The organism is Methylorubrum sp. Q1 (assembly GCF_004683995.1).
Lineage (GTDB): Bacteria > Pseudomonadota > Alphaproteobacteria > Rhizobiales > Beijerinckiaceae > Methylobacterium.
Genome location: NZ_SRHQ01000020.1, coordinates 77,057 through 101,291, shown reverse-complemented (window position 1 = coordinate 101,291; position 24,235 = coordinate 77,057). Strand labels below are relative to the sequence as shown.

The window sequence follows — 24,235 nt, the reverse complement described above, 5'->3', positions numbered from 1 at the left end:
GAATGGAGCGGAGCGTAGCGGCATAGCTGCCCTAGCGGTCCGGAGCGGAATGCCGCGGCAGGGTGAGGGCGAAGAGACCGAGCATGATGAGCGTCAGCCCGGCGGAGGTCAGGTAGACGGCCCGCCACCCGCCGAGGTCCGCCACCGTCCCCGCCACGAAGCGGGCGGCCAGGATGCCGGTAACGACGCCGCTCGTAACCGTCCCGATCGCCCGACCCTGCTCGGCCGGCCTCGCCAGGATCGCGGCGAAGGCAACCAGCACTTGGACCACGACTGCCAGCAGGCCCACCGCCGCCATACCGGCAAAGAGCCAAGCCTCATCACTTGCAATAGACCTAAAGACGGCGATGGCTGCGGCGACAAGAATAAAATTCAAATGGCCATACTTGCCGCCGTTTGCGTTCGACAGCCATGCCCATCTATGAATTTGACAACTTCAATTCAAATGGCCGAGCACAGTGATTGTGCTCGGCCTTAAACAAAAATATGCTTGTCAAGAGATTAGTAGCCCGACCCCGTCCGCAGAAGATGCATAATTCGTCCGCACGCCGATGATGTAGGTGCGGCCAGCGATCAGCTTCGTCTCTAGCATCGCATTTTCTGGACGACCGGAATCATCAGCGGAACTATGATGCCGTGGCTGCCCATCCCTCTCTTCAAAAATAACCAGCCGAGAGTCGGAGGATCCAACGGTCTGAATTCTGTATTTACGAGTTGCTTTCGGGCTGAAGCTGAAGCTTGTTTGCGATCCGGCCTCTGTCGGCAAAGGCTCAAGCCTCATCACCTGAATTGAGCGTGGATGTCCTACGGGAGGATACATCTCTAAGGCTGACAACTTGTCTTGCTGCGAGAGCGCAAGATTCTCTCCAATCCCCTCTACATCGTAGGGGGGAGGGCCAAGGAGGTGGCCTGGAAGCTGCGGATAGTGCAAATTTGATGTGGGGTCCCATTTAGATCCACGTTTCTTCCCCGATACTATCTTCGATAATATGTTGCGTTCTATTGTTTGATCGTCCCAGTAGTTGGGATAGCCCCTATAATAAGCCATCACGGCCGGAACGTTCCAGCTAATCCCGGAGTCTGGATTTTGATGCTCATGCTCGAAGCCGAGAGCGTGCCCGATCTCGTGCAGCGCTGTGGCACCACCCCAGTCAGACCGCAGATCCCAACCAAAATTCATGGTACGCCCGAGATCGGAATTATGCAGACAATCCGTGCCAACATACGACCAACTGGAACCTGGCTCGAATCCTATTTTTATCTCCGCCTCGTGAAGATCATCCGTTTCCTCGAATGACAAGCCTATGCCAATTGCCTTCCATGTCTCGAACGCATGACGTATGATTTTTTTTTGGGACTCTTCCCATGACCACAGTGTAGGATGCTCAACAAAGGCGTAGTGCAACACCGTTCCGCTCAGCCACTTTTTGTTTGTTAGATATATAGAATACTTTCTGTCTTCGGATATTGTTTCCGGCAGCGAGATGCGCTGTACGGGAGGTTGAGCGCAGAGACGTCTATCCTCTGATTTTCGAGTGGCGTCGTTATGCTTCAGCTTGAGGCTGTCCTCCTGGGGCCTCTTCTCTTTATTGCGCGCTTCAGCTTGGTGGGGCTCCTTCAACGGGTTCATGGCTACAACCTCCGCTTTTGGTGATGAGTGGCGCGACCAAACACCGGCTTAAGTTTAGCAAAGGGCCCTGTATGGGTCACGAGCTTAGAGTAACAACCCTTACAGAGGTCTATTATCGAGGCGATCGAGTCTTTTTCAAACCAAACTTCAAGTTATTAACTAAAGACCCGTCTCGGGAGCCGGTCCTGCGTCGACGATCATTGCTAATTAGGCTGGATACGCATTTGGATGAAGGCTGCACGGTTGCTTGTAAAATCGGGATTAACCCCCGATAAATTATGGGGCATGTCCGGATATTTGGAGTCACAGCCTTATTGGTGCTCTACCCGAGCGCAGTGAAACGAATGTTGGGCTAAGAGGTTGGTCGGCGAAGAAGAGCGCTGATGTTGACCTGACCGGTATTTTGGACCGAGCCGAGTGAGAGGCTACTGTATGGCCGCTGCCATGGGTAGGCGGAAGGCTAGATCAGGGAAGCTGACAGGCGCAGGCGGCCGGTAGCCCAGGGACGAGTGCGGCCGGAGGCGGTTGTAAGTGGTCTGCCAGAGGGCGATCACAGTCTGGGCTTCCTTGAGCGAGTAGAAGATCTCCTGCCTCAGGCACTCGTCGCGCAGCTCTGCTCGGAGATCTCTGCCTCCTTGCACGCCAGCGCCAAGCTCTTGCCCTGGGCGGTCTGCACCTCGATCTGGCGCAGCTTCAACACCACCTGCTCTGCGCTCGTCTTCTGACCTCGCCGCATATCCGACTCCTTCAGTCCTGGCTGATCCTCTCAATCAGCCCGGTCCAAAGCCAGCCGGTCAGGTCACAGGTAGCCGAGCGCGAGGATCTCGTTCGCCTGACGCCAGCTGTCGATCCGCTCGGCCACGGCGTAGCCGTAGAACGCGCTCCGATCCTGTCGGCGCAGCCCTGTCCAGGTCGCGGTCTGAAGGAGAAGCGGGGTGACGATCTCGACACGTGCGAGGGCCGCCCCGAGCGTGGTGGCACCTAGATTCCTGCGCCTCCGGATAAAGGCATATTTTTTTGGGGAACGGCGTCCACATCGCATCTTTGAACTATGAAATCTTCGATAATTCGCGCGCCAGAACTTTCTATTATCTCCGGCCTAACTGCCAAATCTTCTGTCCATTTGCTGTGGCTGTAGGTACGCTGAAAAGCCTGACCAACGAAGAAACCAATCAAGCCACCTACCGCCATTGAATATACGATGAACAAGCGCACAACCTCCTCAATGGCAAAGATATTGAAGTTAGTTACCTCTGTAACAACGCTGGCAGATAAGGCAAAAAAAGAGGTTATGGCTGACTGCTTGATTGAGCGTAGATTTGAAATAGGTCGGCGGGCCTTCGATTTATCTACGTATTTGCCGACATAATACCCAGTGACCGCAGGAAGGGTAGCCCAGGCGAAAGCAACACTAGGGGGAGCCTTGACGTATATAGTAAATATTAACTGGAAGAATAGACAAGAAATATAGCACACAATCGCACAGACAATATTATCGATCTTGTCAGAGCTGGCTCTCTGGGGGACACGTCTAGCATAGAAGCGTTTTACTGCGAGGGCGACAATCACGGCAACCGTATGTATAATGGCCGCCATAACTACCCAGATAAGTACTTGAAGCGGGTTTGCCGGTACATATACCTCTAGGTGCCCAGGGACGGGCATGTGGGTAATCGAGATATATAATCCATAAACTAAGCTCGGAATTAGAGTTGCTAGGGCAGCGGACAAACTTACTTTCAGGATCGATTCCCAATGCCAACGGGGAGCTTCAACAACTTTGACGCCAAATCCAAGCCTTTTCAAGCTTTGATCTATGTTTTCAGAATTTCCCTCGATCGCAAAAACTGCTAATGAACAAAGCCTACAAAAGCGCAACTTCAAGGCCTTAACCTCAGCAATAAATTTTCGTCTCTGGACTAAAAGGTCTTGCAAGTCTGGCTCGTCCGTATGGCTGATCAAATAGCCGTCGATGTTTTCTACAAACTCTGGCAGCAATCTATCTTGCTGTTTTGAGTACCTGAATAAATGATCCCTCATGTCATCGACACGATTGGCAGCTTCCTCAATGTCGGCCTGCAAAACACTTTGCAAGAGAGGGTTTTGACTGCTGAGCACATACGCTTTGACGACTTCGCGTATACAGCGCAGCTCAAACCAGCAAGTCTCAAGTGATCCTTCTTCACGGCCAGCGATGACTTCACGGAAGTGATGTGTTCTTATGCCGGCAAAAATATCGTCGCCGATCGGCTGGGATGGTTTATATTTTGCTTCAAACAAATATTGAGCGGTATTTTCGACTCCGGTCGGAACATTGGCGCTTTTATGCAGTGTTCGTAGAAGAAACCCATCGATTTCACGGAATGCTGGAAAAGAAGTGAGAAGTCCTGTTAGTATAAATAATGCCCAAATTGCGCGCTCACGTACTGCCTCCGGAACATGAATTGGCTCGGCTTTTGCCGGTCCACCTAACAGAAAAACTGACTTTGCCAGTTCTGGGGAGAAAGTTATTGTCATGAACGCCAGCTGCAGTATTGCAACATATCTAATCATATGTCGCTGATATTGAGATCGCGTAGTAGTATATATCGGCGGAGCAAGGCCGCTAATCTTTGCAATGGATGGGTCTGCGACTAGGGATCTTGTGGCCGCATCTATATTACCGCTCAAAGCATAGTTGGGTGTATTGAAGTGATGGCGCCCATAGAAAAAAAGGGCTAAAACGCCGACTATGACAATCCAGTAATTCTCTATTGCATTTTGAAACCACGGTATTTCGATACCAATCAGAAGTTTGGGCAGATCAATCATGGATGCCTCCCCAACCACCCGATAGAATGATATGCCCGTGCTTCGGCACGGGCCCAGGCAGTAACTGCTCCTTATTGTCTTTTGTCAATTTACATTGTTTATTCGCGGCGCTGGTTAATCAGCTTGCCGAAATTGTGTCTGAAACAGTCTGAGGAAGCCGAGTGAGCAGTCGACAATTACCTCGTGGTCATGGGCGAGTGTCCGAAACAGCCATATCGGTGGAGCGCCGGTTTAATTGCCCGCTACTCAGGAAGAATATACTGCCAAATCTCTGCGCACCCAAAATCGCCACTGCCGCTTAATCCTCTTGCTCTGCTCGTTCGCACAAGCGACATATCGCAGCAGTAAATGGGCTTGCGGCACAGTTTTGTCGTAACCTCGACTTTGGGCACTTATGCTGCGTGGCAGAGGGCATAGGCCCAGGGCGCGGGAAAGCGAAGCGGGCTTTTGTTCGGCCGCGTCGGCGCGGTGATGTCGCCAAAGTCCGCTCGCGCTAGATTGCACAGCGCACGGCGGCTAAGGTATCGGCGAAGGTCGGGCGCGGTTTGGGGTATCACGCGGCGGTTGCGATGCATGGCCGTCGGCGGGCCGGGAGCCGTGCGACCAGCAGTGTGACAACGGAAAACGGGGCGAGCAGGCAGGGCGTGGTGCGGGCGATTGCCATGTTGGACCACTGCCGCTGCGTCTCGACAGCGAGATGGGCGCGCACTTCCTGGAAGGTCACCTCGGTGCTCCAGCGCCGCACGAACCACCCCACGATCTGTGCAGGCTCGCGGGTCGGATCAGTGCAGAGCCTGGGACGAGAAGCGTGCCTCGGGATCGTAGATGACACCCACCGGATCGGCACGACGGGCAGGCCGCCGTGCCGCCACACTGCGGTCGCCAAGGCGATCTCGATGATGCGCTCGCCCGCCTCGTATCAGCCCGGTGTTGCGGACGATCTGGAGTGTGCCGCTGCCGAAGCTGCCTCGACCCTGTGTCGTCGGCGTCGATGACTGGGCGCTGCGCAAGGGACGGACCTACGGCTCGATCGTCGTCGATCTCGAACGCCGACGACCTCTCGACCTGCTACCCGACCGCTCGGCCGAGACATGGGCCGCATGTCTCCGCCACGAGCCGCAGATCCGGCTCGTGGCGCGCGATCGTTCGACCGAGTACGTCCGCGGTACTACGCTGGGCGCGCCGGCGGCCGTGCAGGTCGCCGATCGCTGGCATCTCCTGCTCAACACCCGCCAGATGGTCGAGCGCTGCCTCGCCCGTGTCCACCCACGCCTGAAGCTGTTGCAGCCGATCACGGCGCCGGCATCCTCGACCCAGCGCATCAGAGCCTATCCGCGTTCACCCGCCGAAACGCTCGCCCGTGCCGCGGCGGTCGGTCGGTGGGAAGAACTCTACGACGATGTCCGTCGCCGCCGTGCAGGCGGGCAGTCGCTCCGCCAGATCAACCGAGAGACCGGCTTGGCGCGTGCCACGGTGCGCAAATACGCCTTCGCCGAGCGCTTCCCGCGGCATGGCCGACGCGGGCCTGGATGCAGCATCCTCGATCCTCATCTAGATCACCTGCACGCCCGCCAGGCCGCGGGGTGCGAGAACGCCATGCAGCTCTGGCACGAGTTGCGGTCCCGCGGCTTCGCTGGCACCGTCAAGCAGATCAGACGCTGGCTGTCCGAGCGGTGCACCTGCCCGGCCAGGACCACGATCCGGCGTCTCCAGACGCCGCTGCCCATGGCGCCCGCCGCACCGCCGCCGCTACCCTCACCGAAGCAGTTGTCGTGGCAACTCCTGCGCGAGCCGCACGATCTCGATGCTGAAGCCGCTGCTGCGGTCGCACGCGTGCTGCAGGATGACGAGGCTGCCAAGGTCGCTGACCTCGGCCGACGATTCTGTCGGATCGTCCGCAGCCGCTGCGGCAGCGCGCCGGCCGAGCCTGGCATCGCCCCCGCCTTCGACGCTTGGCTGAGCGATGCCCGAGCCTGCGGTGTGCGGGTGGTCGAGAGCTTCGCCAGCAGCCTCGCTCAGGATGGAGCCGCTGTTCTTGCCGGCCTCCGCTTGCCCTGGAGTAGCGGACAGGCCGGGGGGCAGGTCAACCGGCTCAAGCTCCTCAAGCGCGCCATGTACGGCCGGGCCAAGCTCGACTTCCTGCGCCGTCGCTTCCTCCTCGCAGCGTGATCCACCAAACCTGACGATGAACCACTTCAGTGGGGGCGGATCACAAGCCCAACGACAAACGCCCATTCCGTCCAACGGTGATCGCGGCAGCCATCAAGTGTTTCAACGGAATCACCTCCCAAGCCGACATCCGAACAGGCAGGGTGAACGGTCCGGAAGAGCTCAAACTGTGGATCGGCGTTGAGGCGTCTCATCATACGCTTCTTCTAAAGGCTGTAATCCATGTCTAGATTGTTATGGTCATGGTTGCGATCGGCATCGTCCGACAAGTAAGCTGGATGCGGCAGTACAGTCGCCCGCCCGGCATTACCAGCTACTCAATACCCGTCACGCGATCTTGGATGCCGAGCACGCCGCGCAGGTTCCGGATAACCATTCCCGCTCGACCTGCACTCCACCCTCGGTCATGGTGGGGTACTGGTCGATCCACCGGTCGGACCAACGGCCGCCCGCCTCGGTGAGCGAAGCACGCCGCGCGGCATGAATCCTATGGCACGGACGCGTCACCTTCCCCAGGAGGCAGTCCAGGGCCAGCTGGGCGACCAGCGACGTGACGAACCCAAGCTCGACAGGCCCGTACGGCTGATAGTGGGCGCCGCAAGCGGGCTCTTCAAAAGCGACTGCCCGCTCGTCGGGCCAAGCCACCACCCGGAAATGGGGTACCCCCGTCCGATCTAGCCCGCACCTGAGGCAGCCACCCCCAGGCGTGATGGCCACCGCATGCCCCGCGACAGCGTGCGCCTCGGTCCAGCCGTAGACGACGGGCATCGGCCTGCCCAGCCGGCACTGCCAGTCATTGAGTTGGCTTTCCGCGCGCCAATCCCCCATCGCCGACACGATGAGGTGACTTCCCCGGAGCGTTCCTTCATCGACGGCCAACATCGCCTGCGCGACGACCGGGAAGGCATCGAATTTCCCGTGCGGGTAGTCAATCCGCAGCTTCGCAGCCAGCCCTTCCGCCTTGTTCCCGCGCACGCAGGCGGCGCCGAGCGGATGGCGCCCGACGTTGGCCCAATCAAGTGCATCATGGTCGATAAGATTCAGGTGCCCGACGCCCGCCTGCGCGAGCGCGACCGCCACCGGCGCGCCGACCGATCCACAGCCCAAGACCGTGACCGTCGCGCCTGTCAGCCGTTCCGTGCGCAGATCGTGCCCGCGACCGTGGATCCAAGGGGCATCCGCTCGCGCCGGCTCGTCGCGCACGACGGGATCGCTGCCAAGGTATCGCCGTACCAGCAGTCCGCTCGGCAGCCGTGAGGGCCGAAAGCCGTCGTAAAGTGGCGCTGTCGAGCCGCCGCAGCTGCGTGCGCCCCGCGGGGGCGCAATAGAGGCCGTCACAATCCCAGGGCCGAACCGTCCCTCCGCGGCGATGACCGTGACGATGCTGTCCTGCCGCGCGGAGACGAGGTCCGATAGGAGACGCGGTGCCTCGCCGCCACACCTCTCCACCAAGACCTGCACGTCCCGCGCCGTCCTCGGGTACTCGGACGGCAGCATCGGCCGGTCGAGCCACACGAGTAGGCCCTTTTGCAGTCGCGACGGGCGGAGGACTTTGTCTCCATAACGGTTCCGCAGCCAACCCGTGACCTGCTCCTCGGTGTCTCCGAGCAGGCGGATGCCCGTGGTCTGCCAGACGGCGATCTCGCGTGACGGCCGCTCTAGCCGCAGGATGCTCGTCAGGCGTCCGTCCGAGGCGTTCCGATCGTAGCGCCAGTAGGTGAGGAACTCATCGAGGAAGTCCCTCTCCACCATGCCCCCTTCCAAAAGGTCCCGAACGAGGGTGCAGCTCTTTCCAAGCAGCCGGACCACCACTCCGGCCGGATCGTCGGGATCGAATTCGCTCATGTTGGCGAGTAGGCACAGACTGCCATCGCGCTCGACGTGGGGCCACGTGAGGAACGGCGGCCGTTCCAGCAGGCCGAACTGCGGTCGTACGAGCGGGAAACCCTCGGGTATCAGCACGTCGATGTGCCGTGGATGCGGTTCGCCGAAGTCGACGGGCAGTCGCCAACCCGACTTTATCCGGAAACGGTGGTGGTATGCGGCGAGGGCCCTTCGTCCCAACGGTGTCGGGTCGACACCGTGCAGTTCCCGGAGGCACTCGCGAACCCTCTCGACAGCCGCATGCCGCCGGATCGACGCCTCATGCATGGCGTCCGCTGCCTCGCTCCCGCACAGATCCGGCAGCGGCCGCGCCCTGGGAGATCAGCAGGCCGGACGAGAGCGCCGCCGGCCTCGCCACCGACGGGGCAGGGGCCGGCGTGACGACGTAACCGGCCCGGTCGTGGTCCATGTCATAGACCGGTCCGGCCCCGAATGCCCGCCTGACCGCCGGGGAGGCGTTGGCGAGTGCATTCGGCCCGAGGGCAGTCTGCCGTCCGTTCAGGTCGGACTGGATGGCCTCGGAGGTCGAGACTGCCTTGCTGGTGGCGCAACGGACGCTCCTGTCGCCCCGGATGCCCACCCTGCTGACCGGGGTCTCCCCGAACTCCGAGCCTATTGCGATGCCCATCTCGCGGATGCCGGGCAGCGTCGCCTTGCAGAGGTTGAACGAGGAGCGAAGGCCCCCGGAGAGCATGACGGCGGCGTCCACCGTACTCGCCGGCTCGGTCGCCAGCCGCGTGCCCACGGCCACAAGGCCGTGGAGGCAATCGCCGATGAAGCGTACCTTCCTGGCGCCGAAGTCGTCCCGGGCGCAGGCCGCCAGCTCGCCCCGGATGACGTGCAGGTTCGCCGTCATCTCGGCGATGCGTCGACCCTTGATGCACGCGTCCACGTAGGCGGTGAAGCCGGATAGATCGGCGAAGACCGAGGCGAGCCCCATCCTGATCGAACGGCTCGGCATCAACTCGGCGAAGTCGATGGTCTTGAGCGGCGGCTCGTGGCGGTGGAAGCGGAACGTCGCCTCGGAGGAGGTGAGCGCGGTCAGATCCATGTCCGTTTGCAGAGCGCGGACCGCGGCGAGCACCCGTGCCCGGATCGGCGCCGGATCGAGGCCGGACCACGCCTGGCCGTAGCCCGCGTTGGCAAGCCCGTATTGACGGCCCTCCGCGAGCGAGGTGGAGCGCTCCGAGGCCCAGCCGACGCTTGGTTCGCCCAGAACCTCGCGGGCGCGGTCGCTGAGATAGATGCCGGGATGGTTACCCTCTGCCAGCTTGGCTGCGTGGTTGGCCGGGCTGCCTAGGAAGAGCGGCTCCATATCCGCGCCCCGACCGCTGCTCACGGCGACCGCACGCCCCGTGTCGATACCAATCCTGACCCGGGTCTGGAGGCGGGCGCCGCCGATGTTCTGGCCGGCGGCCTCAATCGTCTCCTTCAAGGTCACTGCGAATGCGACGGCCCGGAGGACGCGTTGGCGCTCGTCCCCGACGGGCGTCACCAGGACGGCGTGCAGCCGGGGGCCGTGGTAGTCGACGCGCTGCGCCTCGAACTCCTCCACGACCCTATCGGTTGCCGAGTAGTGGAGGTGCAGGAACTGTAGGACGCGCTTATGGCTGGCTTCGGTCTCGCGGCCCTGATCCTGAAGCCGATCGTGGTAGTCGAGCAACTGGACGTAGACGTGCACACCATCGACGAGAATCGCGCGGTTCCGCGGGACGGCAAAGATAGGCGACTCATCGAAGCCGAGCCTCTTGCCGCGGGCCTGCGCGTCCCGAACACGCTGCAAGAGGTACGTTTGGTCAAAGGTTCGCACGTCGATGGCCGACTGCGGTACGGTCGTCATGAACCGCGCGATGCGGTTTCGGCTTCGGATCGGATCCCAGGCCATGTCGGCACCTAAGGCTAATTCGAGGACAGGAAGGCGACGAAGCGCTTGCGGTGCTTGTCGAAGAATTCGACCGGGCTCGGCAGAAAGGAGGCGCGAACGTCATTGGGGAGTAGTTCGAAGACCGCGTCGCTGACGCGGACCCGCCCGCCCGACTGTTGGGTGTCGGGCTTGAACTGCTCGTATCGCGCCGCCTCGTTGACGGGTTGGCCGACGATGGTGAAGGCGATGCGGTCGCCGCCACCGAAGTCGCCGACGGATACCTCCCCCAGGTGCAGGCCGATCCGGATGCCTACTGGCGCCGAGGCTTCCGCTGCTGCAGCCTGGACGCGGCGGGCGGCCTCGAGCGCCGCCCTTGTGGCTCCGGCAACGCCCTTACTGAGGCGAGGGGCGTCTGGGCATAGCCAGAAAGCCATCACCGCATCGCCCATATGCTTATCGACCTGCCCGTTCGACCGCTGAATCTCCTCCACCTGCGGGTCCGTAAGCCGACGGAGGGTGGCTCCCACCTCGACGGCGTCCCGCCCCTCGGAGTGGGCGGAGAAGCCCGAGAGGTCGCTGAACCAGATCACGGCCATCCTCTTGACCGGCGGGATGGCCTCCGCGCCATTGAGTAGGATGGCGCTGGTCGCCTGCACGCCCTCCGGGCAGACCAAGCGTGCGATAGCCCGGTCACCCCTGTTGAGATCCCGCGCCTGGCTCGCCCTCTGCAGGCTCGCCTCGTCGAGTTTCGCGACCAGGGCCCGCGCGACGGTCTCGTACCAAAGGGCCCTGGTTTCCCCGGCGAGTGCGTCGATTGTCGATCGGTCGATCCTCCACACCTTGGATCGGTAGGCTGCCACAACGTCGTTGCCGCGTACGGGTGAGGAGCCGGGCGCGCCCCGTAGGAATGCCATCTCGCCGATTATCTCGCCCCGTTCGCGGCGGGCGATGGGGCCGCCGGCCATGACCTGAAGCAGTCCCTCCTCGACGATCCAGAGGCAGTCCGCCTCTTCACTGCCTGAACAGAGGGCTTGGCCCTCGTGGAGCGTCTGAACCCGAAGCTCGTCGTGGAGGGCCGCTGTCAACACAGCCGGGTCGGGACAATATTTCTCAAGGAACATACTTATTCCAAGGCTACGGTTTTGCATGATTATTCCTAGAAATCGTAATGGCTGCGATGCCACAATGATTGGCTGAGCCCGACACTGGAAACCCAGGCTGCGCGAGCGACGATGACGCTCGTCCAGCTTCGGCCGGGCGCAACAGCTAAGCTTTCACGTTTTGTTCCCCGCGCCGTTCCAGGCTGCCATCCCAATGGCAGCCTGGAACCTATTCAGTCGAAGCTATTCACCTCTGCTCAAGAGGAGACTGGATGGAGGTGAACTCAAGCTGTCATCACACGCCCCGCTCTACGGAAGCCTGTCGGTCGAGGTGAATGTACTTCGACCGACAGGCTTCCTGCATCGGCGCATGCTGTGGGAATAAACCTAAGGGCAGGCTCGAAAAATTTTGCCTCTCAAGCAGAGCCTCCCAAGAAGCAATTCCAAACATCTTATGCCTCGCGCCGCAGGAGGGGCGCTTGAAAACCATCTATTCTCCTACAGTGCTCATCTTTTGGCTCAGGCTACATCTCCGTTACACACACGGCATAATCAGCTACACCCTGTTGTGCTTCCGCAGGTGTCGCATTTCAGGCAGGTGCCATTGCGGACCAGCGTGAAGTTCGCACATTCGGGGCAGGCCTCGCCGACATAGCCCTTCATCTTCGCTTCGGCCCGGCGGTCGGCGATGCTCCGCTCTGCCTTCGGTTCCGGCTTGGCGAAGGGCAGCGTCTCGATGCTGCCGACGCTTTGCGGCTCCGCCTTCAGGGCGGTCGCGCCCCGCACGGCGTGGACCGTGCCGCCGGCTGGGGCCGTCTGGCCTGTGGCGGCCGCGCCGATTCCGGTCGTGGCGCCTGCCGGGCCGCCCTGGATCAGGGTGAGCCGGTCGGCCGAGCCGCGCAGCAGGCCGCGGGACACCACCGAGGCCGCCGCAGGCGCCGCCTTGGATTCGCGGGTCGTGTCGCCCTCGCCGCCGCCGAGCACCGTGCCGCCGATCTCGGCCGGGTTGACGTGGGCGAGATCGGTCCGGCCGAGATACGAGACCGCCAGTTCGCGGAACACGTAGTCGAGCAGCGACGTCGCGTTCTTGATCGCGTCGTTGCCCTGCACGAAGCCCGCCGGCTCGAAACGGGTGAAGGTGAAGGCCTCCACGTATTCCTCCAGCGGAACGCCGTATTGGAGGCCGAGCGAGATCGCGATGGCGAAGTTGTTCATCAGGCTTCGGAAGGTCGCGCCTTCCTTGTGCATGTCGATGAAGATCTCGCCGAGGCGGCCATCATCGTATTCGCCGGTGCGCAGGTAGACCTTGTGGCCGCCGACGACCGCCTTCTGAGTATAGCCCTTGCGCCGGTCCGGCATCTTCTCGCGCGAGCGGATCCGCTCGATGCGCTCGATCACGCGCTCGACGATCTTCTCCGCCGCCGCCGTCGCCTTGGCGGCGGCCGGAGCCTGGATGATCGCCTCGAGAGCCTCGTCGGCCTCCTCCTCGTCGTCGGCGATCAGCGCCGAGTTGAGCGGCTGCGAGAGCTTGGAGCCGTCGCGGTAGAGGGCGTTCGCCTTGAGCGCGAGGCGCCAGGACAGCAGGTAGGCCGCCTTGCAATCCTCCACCGTGGCGTCATTGGGCATGTTGATGGTCTTGGAGATCGCCCCCGAGATGAAGGGCTGCGCCGCGGCCATCATCTGGATGTGGCTCTCGACCGAGAGGTAGCGCTTGCCGGTGCGCCCACACGGGTTGGCGCAATCGAACACCGCGTAGTGCTCGGGCTTGAGAAAGGGCGCGCCCTCCAGCGTCATCGCTCCGCAGACATGGGTGTTGGCAGCCTCGATTTCCTTGCGAGTGAAGCCGAGGAACGGGAGGAGTTCGAAGGTGGGATCAGCCAACTTCTCCGCCGGCACCTTGAGGGTGTCCTTGAGGAAGTCGTCGCCGAGGTTCCAGCGGTTGAACACGAACTTGATGTCGAAGGCCGACTTCAGGCCGGCTTCCACCGCCGCGATCTTGTCGTCGGTGAAGCCCTTGGCGCGGAGCGATCCCGGGTTGATCGCGGGGGCCTGACCCATCGAGCCGTGGCCGACGGCGTAAGCCTCGATCTCGGCGATCTCGGCCTCGCGGTAGCCCAGCGCCCGCAGGGCGTCGGGGGCGGCTTGGTTGATGATCTTGAAGTAGCCGCCGCCGGCGAGCTTCTTGAACTTCACCAGGGCGAAGTCGGGCTCGATGCCGGTGGTGTCGCAATCCATCACCAGACCGATCGTGCCGGTCGGCGCGATCACGGTGGCCTGCGCGTTGCGGTAGCCGTGCCGCTCGCCGAGCGACAGCGCCCGGTCCCAGGCCGCGCGGGCATGGGCGCCGATATCGGCCTGCGGGATGTTGGCGTGGTCGAGCGGTACGGGGCTGACGTTGAGGCCCTCATAGCCGGCGGCCTCGCCATGCGCCGCACGGCGATGGTTGCGGATCACCCGCAGCATGTGCTCGGCGTTGTCCGGGTAGGCCTCGAAGGTGCCGAGTTCGGCCGCCATCTCGGCGGAGGTGGCGTAGGCCACGCCCGTCATGATCGCGGTGAGCGCGCCGGCCAGCGCCCGGCCCTTATCGGAGTCGTAGGGCAGGCCCATGGTCATCAGCAGGCCGCCGATATTGGCGTAGCCGAGGCCCAGCGTGCGGTACTTGTAGGAAAGCTCGGCGATCTCCTTGGACGGAAACTGCGCCATCATCACCGAGATTTCGAGCACCACGGTCCAGAGCCGGTTGAGGTGCTCGAACGCCTCGACGTCGAAGTGCTTGGCCCCACGATCGTACATCGTCAGCAGGTTGGCGCTGGCGAGGTTACAGGCCGTGTCGTCGAGGAACATGTATTCGGAGCACGGGTTCGAGGCCCGGATCCGCCCGCCCTCCGGGCAGGTGTGCCAGTCGTTCATCGTGGTGTTGAAGTGCAGACCCGGATCGGCCGAGGCCCAGGCGGCCTCACCGATCTTCTCCCACAGGTCGCGCGCCTGAGGCGTCTTCACGACCTTGCCGGTGGTGCGCGAGGTCAGGCTCCACGGCCCATCCGCTTCCACCGCGCGCAGGAACTCGTCGGTCAGCGAGACCGAGTTGTTGGAGTTCTGGCCGGCGACCGTGAGATAGGCCTCCGAATCCCAATCGGTGTCGTAGACGGGGAAGTCGATCTTGGTGAAGCCCTGGCGGGCGAACTGCACCACGCGCTTGATGTAGGCGTCGGGCACCATCGCCTTGCGGGCGGCCTTGATCTCGCGCTTGAGCGCCGGGTTGCGCTCGGGGTCGAAGCAGGCGTCGCCCTCGGCCTCGCACTGGGTGCAGGCCTTCATCACCGCGGTGAGGTGCTTGGAGACGACCTTGGAGCCGGTCACCAGCGCGGCGACCTTCTGCTCCTCCTTCACCTTCCAGTCGATGAAGCTCTCGACGTCGGGATGGTCGATGTCGACGATCACCATCTTGGCGGCGCGCCGGGTGGTGCCGCCCGACTTGATCGCGCCGGCCGCGCGGTCGCCGATCTTGAGGAAGGACATCAGGCCCGACGACTTGCCGCCGCCGCCGAGTTTTTCGTTCTCCCCACGCAGCTGTGAAAAGTTCGAGCCGGTGCCCGAGCCGTACTTGAACAGGCGCGCCTCGCGCACCCACAGGTCCATGATGCCGCCCTCGTTGACGAGGTCGTCCTGCACGGACTGGATGAAGCAGGCATGCGGCTGCGGGTGCTCGTAGGCGGTGGCCGACTTCGTCAGCACGCCGGTCTTCGGGTCGCAGTAGAAGTGGCCCTGGCTCGGCCCGTCGATGCCGTAGGCCCAGTGCAGGCCGGTGTTGAACCATTGCGGCGAGTTCGGCGCTACCATCTGGCGAGCGAGCATGAAGCGCAGCTCGTCCATGAAGGCGGCAGCGTCTTCCTCGGACGAGAAGTAGCCGCCCTTCCAGCCCCAATAGGTCCAGCAGCCGGCGAGCCGGTCGAACACCTGGGTCGCCGAGATCTCGGAGACGAAGCGCTCCTCCTCCGGCAGTTCGGCGAGCGCGGCCTCATCCGGCACGGCGCGCCAGAGGAAGGAGGGAACGCTGTTCTCCTCCACCTTCTTCAGGCGGGCCGGAACGCCGGCCTTGCGGAAATATTTCTGCGCCAGCACATCGGCGGCGACCTGGCTCCAGCTCTCCGGCACGGAAATGCCGTCGAGCCGGAAGACGATCGAGCCGTCCGGGTTGCGAATCTCGCTCACAGCCTTGCGGAAGGCGATGGCTGCGTAGGGCGACTGGCCCGCCGTCGTGTAGCGCCGCTCGAACCGCATGAATCCCTCTCCCTCGGAGTCAAGCGACCCCGTGCCGCGGCGCAGGCCGCGGATCATGGATGAAAAGCCGGATGTGCCTCGGCCGGTTCGGGGCCCCGCCACAGACGACGTGGGAGCCTGTCCGCCATGCGAAAACGGGGTTCTTCCCAAACCCCGCCGAACCGTTCGAAGCGATGCCGGGACCTTACGTCCGAGCGGCCATCTGCGTCAATAACTAGTGCCGGCTACCCGTGTTCCGCCCTAGATGTTGTGTCCTTCATCATAAATCTGTGGATATTCGAGGCGGTTCGCTAAGTGGCCTTTCGGCTTGATCGAATCCGCCGGGAAAATTTTTCGGTCCACAGGGAAGGCGATGCGTTCGACCGCCTTCGACAGGGTCGGACAGGGTTAACGGCCGCGCGAGACAGGGGGAGCGTGCCGTAAATGCGACAGCGGCCCGGGGTGCTGGACTCACACGCGCGTGACGACCATAACGACCGCGGCGACGGCACCGCGGGTCCGTCGCTCGCCGGAGGAATCATGGCCCTCAAGGACACGCTGCTGCGCATCTTCACCTGGTGGAACGGGCAGACGATGTCGCTCGCGCTCTATACCGCGCGCAGCGGCCAGTTCGTCGGTTCGGACGAACTCGGCAACAAATACTACAAGGCGTTGGGCCCGCTGATCGACCGCTCGGTCGGCCCGGAGCGGCGCTGGGTCGTCTATAACGGCTATGCCGACGCGTCCCGCGTGCCGCCGGGCTGGCGGGCCTGGCTGTGCCACAACGGCGACGTCGCCCCGAGCGAGGAGGATTACCAGCCTCGCGAGTGGCAGAAGGCCCACGAGGAGAACCTCACCGGCACGGCGGCGGCCTACCGGCCGAAGGGCTCGCAACTCTCCTGGGGCCAGCGGCCGGCCGCGACCGGCGACTACGTGCCGTGGACGCCCGCCGAGTAGACGAAGCCATGCCGCGCGCCGGCTGGTCGCGATCTGCCGCAGGGCGGTCGGCGCGAAGCGCGGGCTGAACTTAAGAGCATCACGGCCCGGCCGCCCTTTTTCCACCACCCTTGGGGTGTTGGAACGGCCGCACCGTTTGCCGACCGCGATGGCCGGCTCCAGACTCAAGAGGGCGCCTTGAGCCGTATCCCCGCAACGATCCTGCGCCGGACCGCGCTCGGCACGCTCGCCCTGGCGCTCTGCGCGCTGCCGGCCTCCGCCGACAAGATCAAGAACCCGACCGCGGTGTTCTCCGGCCTCGACAAGATCACCGGCCGGATCGTGACCTTCGAGGTCGCCATCGACGAGACGGTGCAGTTCGGCGCCCTGCAGATGACGCCGAGGGTCTGCTACTCGCGCCCGCCCACCGAGACGCCGAAGACCACGGCCTTCCTCGAGGTCGACGAGGTGACGCTGGACAGCAAGTATCGGCGTATCTTCACCGGCTGGATGTTCGCGGCGAGCCCCGGCCTGCACGCCATCGAGCACCCGATCTACGATGTGTGGCTGACCGATTGTAAGGGCGGCTCCGACGTGATCGCCGAGGCGAAGGAGCAGGAGGACGTGCCCGCGCTCGCCTCGCGCCAGGACAAGCCGAAGAAGAAGGGCGCGGACCCGACCAAGACGTCCGCCCAAATCAACCAGAACGGTCAGGTCGACGTCGAAGGGCCGCGCGGCGTGCCGGTCCAGCCCAAGCAGAAGCCCTCGCGCAAGTTCTTCCCGAACAACGAAGGGCCGGCAGCGGCCCCACCGCCACCGCGCGAGCCGCAATCGATCTTCGACGCGATCTTCCGCTAGGCATCTCTACGAAGCCAGCCGCTGCCGCGAGGTCATGAAGGGCCCGAGCGGCTGGCGGGCGGCGGCGAAGGACGCGAGCCCGATCGGGCGCGGCATGCCGACATAGATCGCCTCCATCCCGCCCGAGAGCCGGTAGGCCTCGTGCCAGAAGCCGTTGCCGGCCGGATCGCGGCCGAAATCCCGCCACCACGTCTTGTGTGGGTCCGAGCGGGTGAAGGCCTCCAAGCTTTCCAGATCGCGCCAGTACTGCCGCATGCCGATATGGTTGAGGCCGTAGACGAGGTTCTCGTGCGCCAGCAGCCCGTCGGGCCGCTCGCGCTGCATCTGGGCCAACTCGCGCCCGATGCCGAGCAGCGCCTTCAAGCCCCGTATCCGTCCGACGCGAAAGCCGAGATAGACCACGACAAGACCCGGATAGGCCGAGAGATCGACCGAGTCCCGCGTGGGGCGGCCATTCGCGGTCGCTTGCCTATCCGATGTCTGCATGGCACCAACCCCATGTTTACGGTGTAATCATAGGCACGTTGCTTACAGTGTCAACATCGAAGGGCGAGCCGAACCCGGCCAAGGGCGGCTACCACCACGGCGATTTGCGCGAGGCCCTGGTCGCGGCGGGCCTGTCGATCCTGGAGGAGGGGGGCGATCCGGCCTCGCTCGGCCTGCGCGAGACCGCGCGCCGGGCGGGTGTGTCGGCGATGGCGCCCTACCGGCACTTTCCCGACAAGGACGCCCTGCTTGCGGCGGTGGCCATCGTCGGCTTCGAGCGGCTGCGCGCGGCGCTGGAGGTGGCGGATCGGGGAGGGGAGGGGGCGGGACGCGAGGCCCTCTACGCGCAAGGGGCAGCCTACGTCGCCTTTGCCTGTGCGCAGCCCGGATTGTTTCGCCTGATGTTCGGCGGCGCGCGCTCCGGCGGCTCACGGCCCCAGGCGTTGTGCGAAGCCTCCGCCGCCGCCTACGCGGTGCTCGCCGAGCGGGTTGCGACGCTGCTGCCGGGGGAAGCCGCTTCCGACGAAGCCTTGCGATCCTGGGCGCTCGTCCACGGCATCGCCGCGCTCGTCATCGACGGCTTGCTCGGTGAGGCCGTGCGGACCGACCCGCAGGCGGCCGCGGCGCTCGCCAGCCGCCTGCTGCGGCTCGAACCGATTCCAGACTGAAAGAGCCGGGATCCCAAAGGGATCATCCCTTTGGCGGGGTATCGGGGCAGCGGACCGATGTCCTCCCTATGCCTCGCTGCGCCCGATCCCGAGGGCGGCCAGGGCTTCGGCGCCACGGAAGACCCGGTCCGGCGGACCCCAGTCGGCCCGCTCGGAGATCGCGGCGGCGAGCTGGCGCTTGTAGATGTGGCGCGGCATTTCCTCGACGCCGAACTGGCTCAGGTGCTCTGTGAGGAATTGCGTGTCGGCGAGCCGGTAACCGCCCGAGCGCAGCCGGGCCACGAGGTGGACCAGAGCGACCTTCGAGGCGTCGCGCACCTCGTGGAACATGCTCTCGCCGAAGAAGGCCGCCCCGAGCGAGACGCCGTAAAGTCCGCCCGCGAGGCGGCCCTCGTGGTAGACCTCGATCGTGTGGCAATGCCCGAGTTCGAACAGCGCGCCGTAGAGGTCACGGATGCGGGCGTTGATCCAGGTGCGGGCGGTATCCCGGCGCGGGGCGGCGCAGCCCTCGATCACCGCATCGAAATCCCGGTCGCTGACGACCTCGAACCCGTCGGAGCGCACGGTGCGGGCGAGGCGCTTGGGCACGTGGAAGCGGTCGAGGGGCAGCACCCCGCGGGCGCGGGGCTCGACCCAGTAGATCGTCGGATCGTCCGCATCCTCGGCCATCGGGAAGATCCCGGCGGCATAGGCCTTGAGCAGGATGTCGGGCGTGATGTCCACGGGCGGCCTGTCGTGCATCGAAGCGTTGTCGCGCGCTCCGGGCGCGAACACCAGCCGTCAGGAGGCAGCAGGGGCGGACCGACCGGCCCCGCCCCGCCCCGCCCCGCCCCGCTTTCTCAGCGCCGCGTCTCGACGCCGTTCAGCTCCTCGCGGGCCAGGAAGCCTTCGAGCCAGTGGATGTCGTAGAGGCCGTTCTGCACGTCGGCGTTGCGCACCAGCGTGCGGAACAGCGGCAGCGTGGTGTCGATTCCATCGACCACGAACTCGTCCAGCGCCCGGCGCAGGCGCATCAGGCACTCGTTGCGGGTGCGCCCATGCACGATCAGCTTGCCGATCAGCGAGTCGTAGTTGGACGGGATTCGGTAGCCCTGGAACGCGGCCGAATCGACCCGGACGCCGAGGCCGCCCGGCGGGTGGAAATAGGTGATCAGCCCCGGCGAGGGCCGGAAGGTCGAGGGGTGCTCGGCGTTGATCCGGCACTCGATGGCGTGGCCCTCGACCTTGATATCCTCTTGAGCCACCGACAGGCCGCCGCCGGCCGCGACCCGGATCTGCTCGTTCACGAGATCGATTCCGGTGATCATCTCGGTGACGGGGTGCTCCACCTGGATGCGGGTGTTCATCTCGATGAAGTAGAACCGCCCGTCCTCGTAGAGGAACTCGATGGTGCCGGCGCCGAGATAGCCGAGTTCGCGCATGGCGTTGGCGCAGATGCCGCCGATCTCGGCGCGCATCGCCTCGTTGAGGGCCGGCGAGCCGCCTTCCTCCCAGACCTTCTGGTGGCGGCGTTGCAGCGAGCAGTCGCGCTCGGCCAGATGCACCGCGTGGCCCTTCCCGTCGCCGAGGATCTGCACCTCGATATGGCGGGGCTTGGTCAGGTACTTCTCGAGGTAGACCGCATCGTCGCCGAAGGCGGCCTTGGCCTCGGTGCGGGCCATGTCGAGCGCCTGCTCCAGCTCGCTCTCCGAGCGGGCGACCTTCATGCCGCGCCCGCCGCCGCCGGAGGCGGCCTTCACCAGGACGGGATAGCCGATCTCGGCAGCCACGCGCTTGGCTTCGTCCGGATCGGTGACGCCACCCTCCGAGCCCGGCACGCAGGGAATACCGAGGCGCTTGGCGGTGCGCTTGGCCTCGATCTTGTCGCCCATGATGCGGATATGCTCGGCCTTGGGGCCGATGAAGCCGATATTGTGATGCGCCAGAACCTCGGCGAACCGGGCGTTCTCCGACAGGAAGCCGTAGCCGGGATGCACGGCGTCCGCCCCGGTGATCTCGCAGGCGGCGATGATCGAGGGGATGTTGAGGTAGCTGTCGCGGGCGGCCGGGGGGCCGATGCAGACGCTCTCGTCGGCCAGCCGCACATGCATGGCGTCGGCATCCGCCGTCGAGTGGACCGCGACGGTGGCGATACCGAGCTCCTTCGCCGCCCGCAGGATGCGGAGTGCGATCTCGCCGCGGTTTGCGATCAGGATCTTGTCGAACATCGCGGGGAGGCTACTCGAGCACGAGGAGGGCTTCGCCGTACTCGACCGGCATCCCATCCTCGATGAAGATCGCGGTCACCGTACCGGCGCGGGGCGCGACGATTTCGTTGAAGGTCTTCATGGCCTCGACCAGCAACAGCTTGTCGCCCGCTTGGACCTTCGTGCCGATCTCGATGAACGGCTTCGCGTCCGGCGAGGGGCGTAGGTAGGCGGTGCCGACCATGGGCGACGGCACGGCGCCGGGATGGCCCGCGCCGGATTTGGCGGGTGCCGGCGCCAGAGCGGCGGGCGGCGCCGCGACCGGTGCGGCCGCAGCGGCGGGCGCGACCTGAACCGAGACCGTCTCGATCTTTCGGGCGACGCGGATGCGCAGATCGCCCTTCTCGACCTCGATCTCGGTCAGATCGGTCTCGGCGACCATCCGGGCGAGTTCGCGCACCAGTTCGGGATCGAAGGGTTCGTTCTTGGCCATCGGCTCGTAGTTCTGAAGTCAGGAGGCGGACGGGGTGCGTCCACGCAGGAGATGGGCGAGGGCGTCGAGCCCCAGGACGTAACTGTGGGCACCGAAGCCCGAAATCAAACCGGCGCAGACCGGCGCGATCCGCGAGACGTGGCGGAAGTCCTCGCGGGCGTGGACGTTGGAGAGGTGGATCTCCACCGCCGTCACCCCCGCGCCCTTGATCGCGTCGCGAAGCGCGATCGAGGTATGCGTGTAGGCGGCGGCGTTGATGAGCACCCCGGCCCCGGCGGCGCCGGCCTCCTGCACGAACGTCACGAGTTCGCCCTCGTGATTCGTCTGACGGAAGGTCAGGGCGATATCGAGGCGGGCCGCCTGCTCCCGCAGGTTTTGCTCGATGTCGGCGAGCGTGGCGGCACCGTAGATGCCGGGCTCGCGCTGGCCCAGGAGATTGAGGTTCGGCCCGTTGAGGCAGTGAATCGCGATCATGCCGTCCGGCTGCTTCGGCCGGAGGCTTCGCGAACCGCCCGGCAGGAGGGGCGGTCTTAGACGAGTGCGTCGGTGCGCGACAAGGGCGGTTGCCGGCCGGTTGCCCGGCCAAGCTTTCAATAAGTCCAGCGTTGTGCCTTGTTCACGAGGAAATCGCGGAAGGCCTGGACGCGGGCCACCGAGCGCATCTCCTCGGCATAGACGAGATAACTCTCCATCGTCGGCATCTCGCTCTCGCGCAGCACCTGAACGAGGCTCTCGTTCCCGTCGACGGCGTAGTCCGGCAGGATGCCGACGCCGACGCCGGCCTCCATCGCCTTGTGGAGGGCGGTGATGTTGTTGACCGTGAAGTGGACCGGACGGCGCTCGTCCCCCTCGCGGCCGATGCTGGCGAGATAGTGGGTCGCGAGCAGATAGGACGGCTCGTTGCCGCCAAACGAGACGAGGCGGTGCTCGTCGAGGTCGGCGATGGTTTTGGGTTCACCGAAGCGTTTGACGTAATCGGGGCTCGCAAAGGCGTGATAATGCACCGTGAACAGCCGCCGCTGGATCAGGTCCGGCTGGGCCGGGCGGCGCATACGGATCGCGATGTCGGCCTCGCGCATGGCGAGGTCCAGCTCCTCGTTGGTGAGCACCAGCTCGATCCGCACGTCCGGATAGAGGTCGAGGAATTCCGAGACACGCTGCGACAGCCAGGATGTGCCTAAGCCCACCGTCGTCGTCACCCGCAGGTCGCCGGAGGGGCGCTCGCTCGTCTCGACGAGGCGGGCGCGGGTGTTCTCCAGCCTGAGCTTCATGTCGCGTGCGGCGCGAAACAGCAGGTCGCCCTGCTCGGTCAGGATCAGCCCGCGAGCGTGCCGGTGGAACAGCGGCGCCTTCAACTCCCGCTCGAGGGCGCTGATCTGCCGGCTCACCGCCGACTGGCTGAGGCCGATGTCGTCGCCCGCCCGCGTGAAGCTCCCGGCCTCCGCGACGTTGAGGAAAATCCGGATCTTGTCCCAATCCAAGGCCGTCACTCCCGCCCGTCGAGGTCGGCCCGTCGCAGTCAGCCCGCACGGGGGGCCACGACCTTCGGGCGTTGCACGACGCCAGTCTGTTGCCCTGCCATACCCGGCGAAAGGCTTCTTCGCGAAACCTGCCGGCTCCCGCAGCTTTCAGGTTAGGACGACAAGCTTGCAATTTGGTTGCGTCATTTCCGCCATCAACAGGGAAATGCGTGTCGAACAACGTCTTGAATGCTTCGACAGCGCCTGTCCCCGGTCGGTCTCCGTGTCCGACACGATGGCGAAGCGGGCGTTCTTTTGAACAGTACTTGAAACGCCCGCAGCCCAGGCACCTACTCGGTCGTAGCCTTCGCAGGGCTCTTCTGAGCCTGGAAGTTGTGCGCATTCAAAGTGGTCGGTTGTCCACCGTATTTCCGGATAAAACTGAATAATTCCAAAAGCTTATGCATCGTCGAGTCCGTTCCCTCACCGTACACGACAGGGTCGCGGCGGGCGGTGCGAAGTGATGGGCTGAAGGATTCTCCGGCAAGAGGATCCCCCCATGTCTCTGTCTCCCCGCACCGCCCTGATCGCGAGTTTTGCGGCGCATCTGGGCCTGAACCACTCGCGTCCGGAGACGCTCGGCGCCCTGATGACCGGGCTGATCCATCGTCGGACGGTCAACCTCGGCCATATCGCCAGCCACTGTCACGGGCCGGCGCGGCACGCTTCAAAGTACCGCCGTCTGCAGCGCTTCTTCCAGTATGTGCGGCTCGATCAGGCGGTGGTCGCGACCCTCGTGGTGCGCATGCTCCATCTGGCCCGGTCCAAATGCCTGGCGCTGGATCGCACCCAGTGGAAACTCGGCCGAACCGACGTCAACATCTGGATGCTGGCCATTGTCACGCGCCGGTGTCGCGTGCCCCTGCTGTGGTCGGTGACCGCGACGCCTTCCTCCAGCGCGCGCCGGCGAACATCCTTGTCAAATACCGCAACGACGCCGGGGCGGTCGCGAGGGTCAAGCACCTGCTGCGCTCGCAAAACCCCGACGTCTGGCTGGATTTCGACGAGGTCGCGCAACGGTTCGACCTGTCGGCATCGACCCTGCGCCGACGGATCGAGGCCGAGGACCAGTCGTTCCAGGAGATCAAGGACACCGTCCGCAAGGAAATAGCGGTGCACCTCCTGCGGACCACGGACCTGAGCCTCGCGGCGGTTGCCGAGGCGGCGGGCTTCTCCGAGGCCAGCTCGTTCTTCCGCGCGTTCCGGAAGTGGACCGGGGTGAACCCGGGGGAGTACCGTTGCCGGCCCAGGTAGCGACCATCCGAGACAGCCACGATCCGCGTGGGGGCCAATCGGCCAGCACGCCTGGATGCCGCCACGTTCAAAGTCGGCATTCCTGAAAGACGCTCTCAGGCCGTCCATTCATGCAT

The 24,235-nt window shown here is 64.0% G+C and carries 17 protein-coding genes and 3 pseudogenes; 5 read left to right on the top strand and 15 right to left on the bottom strand.

Features of this window, described 5'->3' with window-relative positions:
* Positions 1 to 31: 31 nt before the first annotated feature.
* The 5 genes and pseudogenes from E4V01_RS26255 to E4V01_RS18620 form a co-directional block, all read right to left on the bottom strand.
* Positions 32 to 376 carry an MFS transporter gene (locus E4V01_RS26255; RefSeq protein WP_245517608.1) on the bottom strand — a complete coding sequence of 115 codons (345 nt, stop codon included), beginning with the start codon at positions 374 to 376 and terminating at the stop codon, positions 32 to 34.
* A gap of 117 nt (positions 377 to 493) precedes the next feature.
* Positions 494 to 1,630 (bottom strand): M12 family metallopeptidase, encoded by a 1,137-nt coding sequence (locus E4V01_RS18635; protein ID WP_135299351.1) that lies wholly within the window; start codon positions 1,628 to 1,630, stop codon positions 494 to 496.
* Between the two features lie 425 nt (positions 1,631 to 2,055).
* Positions 2,056 to 2,244 (bottom strand): annotated as a pseudogene (locus tag E4V01_RS18630) (integrase core domain-containing protein); the annotation flags it as partial.
* Positions 2,241 to 2,366: pseudogene (locus E4V01_RS25760) on the bottom strand (IS3 family transposase); the annotation flags it as partial. The pseudogenes E4V01_RS18630 and E4V01_RS25760, both read right to left, overlap by 4 nt.
* Positions 2,367 to 2,611: 245 nt before the next feature.
* Positions 2,612 to 4,441 carry a hypothetical protein gene (locus E4V01_RS18620; RefSeq protein ID WP_135299350.1) on the bottom strand — a complete coding sequence of 610 codons (1,830 nt, stop codon included), beginning with the start codon at positions 4,439 to 4,441 and terminating at the stop codon, positions 2,612 to 2,614.
* Between the two features lie 927 nt (positions 4,442 to 5,368).
* Between E4V01_RS18620 and E4V01_RS18610 the strand changes: the two are divergent.
* Positions 5,369 to 6,610 (top strand): annotated as a pseudogene (locus E4V01_RS18610) (ISL3 family transposase); the annotation flags it as partial.
* Between the two features lie 327 nt (positions 6,611 to 6,937).
* Here the strand turns inward: E4V01_RS18610 and E4V01_RS26250 are convergent.
* The 4 genes from E4V01_RS26250 to E4V01_RS18585 form a co-directional block, all read right to left on the bottom strand.
* Entirely contained in the window at positions 6,938 to 8,761 is a 1,824-nt protein-coding gene (locus tag E4V01_RS26250; protein WP_245517607.1) for a ThiF family adenylyltransferase, read from the bottom strand.
* A complete protein-coding gene (locus tag E4V01_RS18595) occupies positions 8,754 to 10,175 on the bottom strand; it encodes an adenylate/guanylate cyclase domain-containing protein (protein ID WP_245517606.1) in 1,422 nt (473 codons plus the stop codon). The genes E4V01_RS26250 and E4V01_RS18595 overlap by 8 nt, the downstream gene beginning before the upstream one ends.
* A gap of 218 nt (positions 10,176 to 10,393) precedes the next feature.
* Complete coding sequence (locus E4V01_RS18590) at positions 10,394 to 11,479, bottom strand: adenylate/guanylate cyclase domain-containing protein (protein WP_245517605.1); 1,086 nt, start codon at positions 11,477 to 11,479, stop codon at positions 10,394 to 10,396.
* Positions 11,480 to 12,010: 531 nt separating this feature from the next.
* The gene (locus E4V01_RS18585) at positions 12,011 to 15,739 is read right to left on the bottom strand and encodes a vitamin B12-dependent ribonucleotide reductase (RefSeq protein WP_060772154.1); all 3,729 of its coding nucleotides are present in this window, start codon (positions 15,737 to 15,739) and stop codon (positions 12,011 to 12,013) included.
* A gap of 519 nt (positions 15,740 to 16,258) precedes the next feature.
* On the opposite strand from E4V01_RS18585, the gene E4V01_RS18580 reads away from it, so the two are divergent.
* The gene (locus E4V01_RS18580; protein WP_012752230.1) at positions 16,259 to 16,675 is read left to right on the top strand and encodes an NADH:ubiquinone oxidoreductase subunit NDUFA12; all 417 of its coding nucleotides are present in this window, start codon (positions 16,259 to 16,261) and stop codon (positions 16,673 to 16,675) included.
* A gap of 177 nt (positions 16,676 to 16,852) precedes the next feature.
* Entirely contained in the window at positions 16,853 to 17,512 is a 660-nt protein-coding gene (locus E4V01_RS18575) for a DUF2155 domain-containing protein (protein WP_135299348.1), read from the top strand.
* Positions 17,513 to 17,518: 6 nt separating this feature from the next.
* On the opposite strand, the gene E4V01_RS18570 is transcribed toward E4V01_RS18575, so the two are convergent.
* On the bottom strand, positions 17,519 to 17,998 hold the full coding sequence (locus tag E4V01_RS18570; protein WP_060768796.1) for a monooxygenase family protein: 480 nt from the start codon (positions 17,996 to 17,998) through the stop codon (positions 17,519 to 17,521).
* Positions 17,999 to 18,045: 47 nt separating this feature from the next.
* Between E4V01_RS18570 and E4V01_RS18565 the strand changes: the two genes are divergently transcribed.
* Entirely contained in the window at positions 18,046 to 18,666 is a 621-nt protein-coding gene (locus tag E4V01_RS18565; RefSeq protein ID WP_135299347.1) for a TetR/AcrR family transcriptional regulator, read from the top strand.
* Positions 18,667 to 18,732: 66 nt separating this feature from the next.
* Here the strand turns inward: E4V01_RS18565 and aat are convergent, their stop codons facing one another.
* From aat to E4V01_RS18540, 5 genes are all read right to left on the bottom strand, one after another.
* The gene (gene aat / locus E4V01_RS18560) at positions 18,733 to 19,407 is read right to left on the bottom strand and encodes a leucyl/phenylalanyl-tRNA--protein transferase (protein WP_135299346.1); all 675 of its coding nucleotides are present in this window, start codon (positions 19,405 to 19,407) and stop codon (positions 18,733 to 18,735) included.
* Between the two features lie 98 nt (positions 19,408 to 19,505).
* Complete coding sequence (accC, locus tag E4V01_RS18555; protein ID WP_003598219.1) at positions 19,506 to 20,873, bottom strand: acetyl-CoA carboxylase biotin carboxylase subunit; 1,368 nt, start codon at positions 20,871 to 20,873, stop codon at positions 19,506 to 19,508.
* Between the two features lie 10 nt (positions 20,874 to 20,883).
* Entirely contained in the window at positions 20,884 to 21,345 is a 462-nt protein-coding gene (gene accB, locus E4V01_RS18550) for an acetyl-CoA carboxylase biotin carboxyl carrier protein (RefSeq protein ID WP_135299345.1), read from the bottom strand.
* Between the two features lie 18 nt (positions 21,346 to 21,363).
* Positions 21,364 to 21,819 (bottom strand): type II 3-dehydroquinate dehydratase, encoded by a 456-nt coding sequence (gene aroQ / locus E4V01_RS18545; protein ID WP_003598216.1) that lies wholly within the window; start codon positions 21,817 to 21,819, stop codon positions 21,364 to 21,366.
* Positions 21,820 to 21,935: 116 nt separating this feature from the next.
* Positions 21,936 to 22,826, bottom strand: coding sequence for a LysR family transcriptional regulator (locus tag E4V01_RS18540; RefSeq protein WP_060772152.1), 891 nt, complete (start codon positions 22,824 to 22,826; stop codon positions 21,936 to 21,938).
* A 906-nt stretch (positions 22,827 to 23,732) separates the two neighbouring features.
* Between E4V01_RS18540 and E4V01_RS18535 the strand changes: the two genes are divergently transcribed.
* Positions 23,733 to 24,119 (top strand): AraC family transcriptional regulator, encoded by a 387-nt coding sequence (locus tag E4V01_RS18535; protein WP_193763228.1) that lies wholly within the window; start codon positions 23,733 to 23,735, stop codon positions 24,117 to 24,119.
* Positions 24,120 to 24,235 lie beyond the last annotated feature (116 nt).

Coding starts and splice junctions, on each gene's coding strand:
- E4V01_RS18635 (WP_135299351.1), bottom strand. CDS start 1,630: ATGAACCCGTTGAAGGAGCCCCACCAAGCTGAAGCGCGCAATAAAGAG.
- E4V01_RS18620 (WP_135299350.1), bottom strand. CDS start 4,441: ATGATTGATCTGCCCAAACTTCTGATTGGTATCGAAATACCGTGGTTT.
- E4V01_RS26250 (WP_245517607.1), bottom strand. CDS start 8,761: ATGCATGAGGCGTCGATCCGGCGGCATGCGGCTGTCGAGAGGGTTCGC.
- E4V01_RS18590 (WP_245517605.1), bottom strand. CDS start 11,479: ATGTTCCTTGAGAAATATTGTCCCGACCCGGCTGTGTTGACAGCGGCC.
- E4V01_RS18585 (WP_060772154.1), bottom strand. CDS start 15,739: ATGCGGTTCGAGCGGCGCTACACGACGGCGGGCCAGTCGCCCTACGCA.
- E4V01_RS18580 (WP_012752230.1), top strand. CDS start 16,259: ATGGCCCTCAAGGACACGCTGCTGCGCATCTTCACCTGGTGGAACGGG.
- E4V01_RS18570 (WP_060768796.1), bottom strand. CDS start 17,998: ATGCAGACATCGGATAGGCAAGCGACCGCGAATGGCCGCCCCACGCGG.
- aat (WP_135299346.1), bottom strand. CDS start 19,407: ATGCACGACAGGCCGCCCGTGGACATCACGCCCGACATCCTGCTCAAG.
- accC (WP_003598219.1), bottom strand. CDS start 20,873: ATGTTCGACAAGATCCTGATCGCAAACCGCGGCGAGATCGCACTCCGC.
- accB (WP_135299345.1), bottom strand. CDS start 21,345: ATGGCCAAGAACGAACCCTTCGATCCCGAACTGGTGCGCGAACTCGCC.
- aroQ (WP_003598216.1), bottom strand. CDS start 21,819: ATGATCGCGATTCACTGCCTCAACGGGCCGAACCTCAATCTCCTGGGC.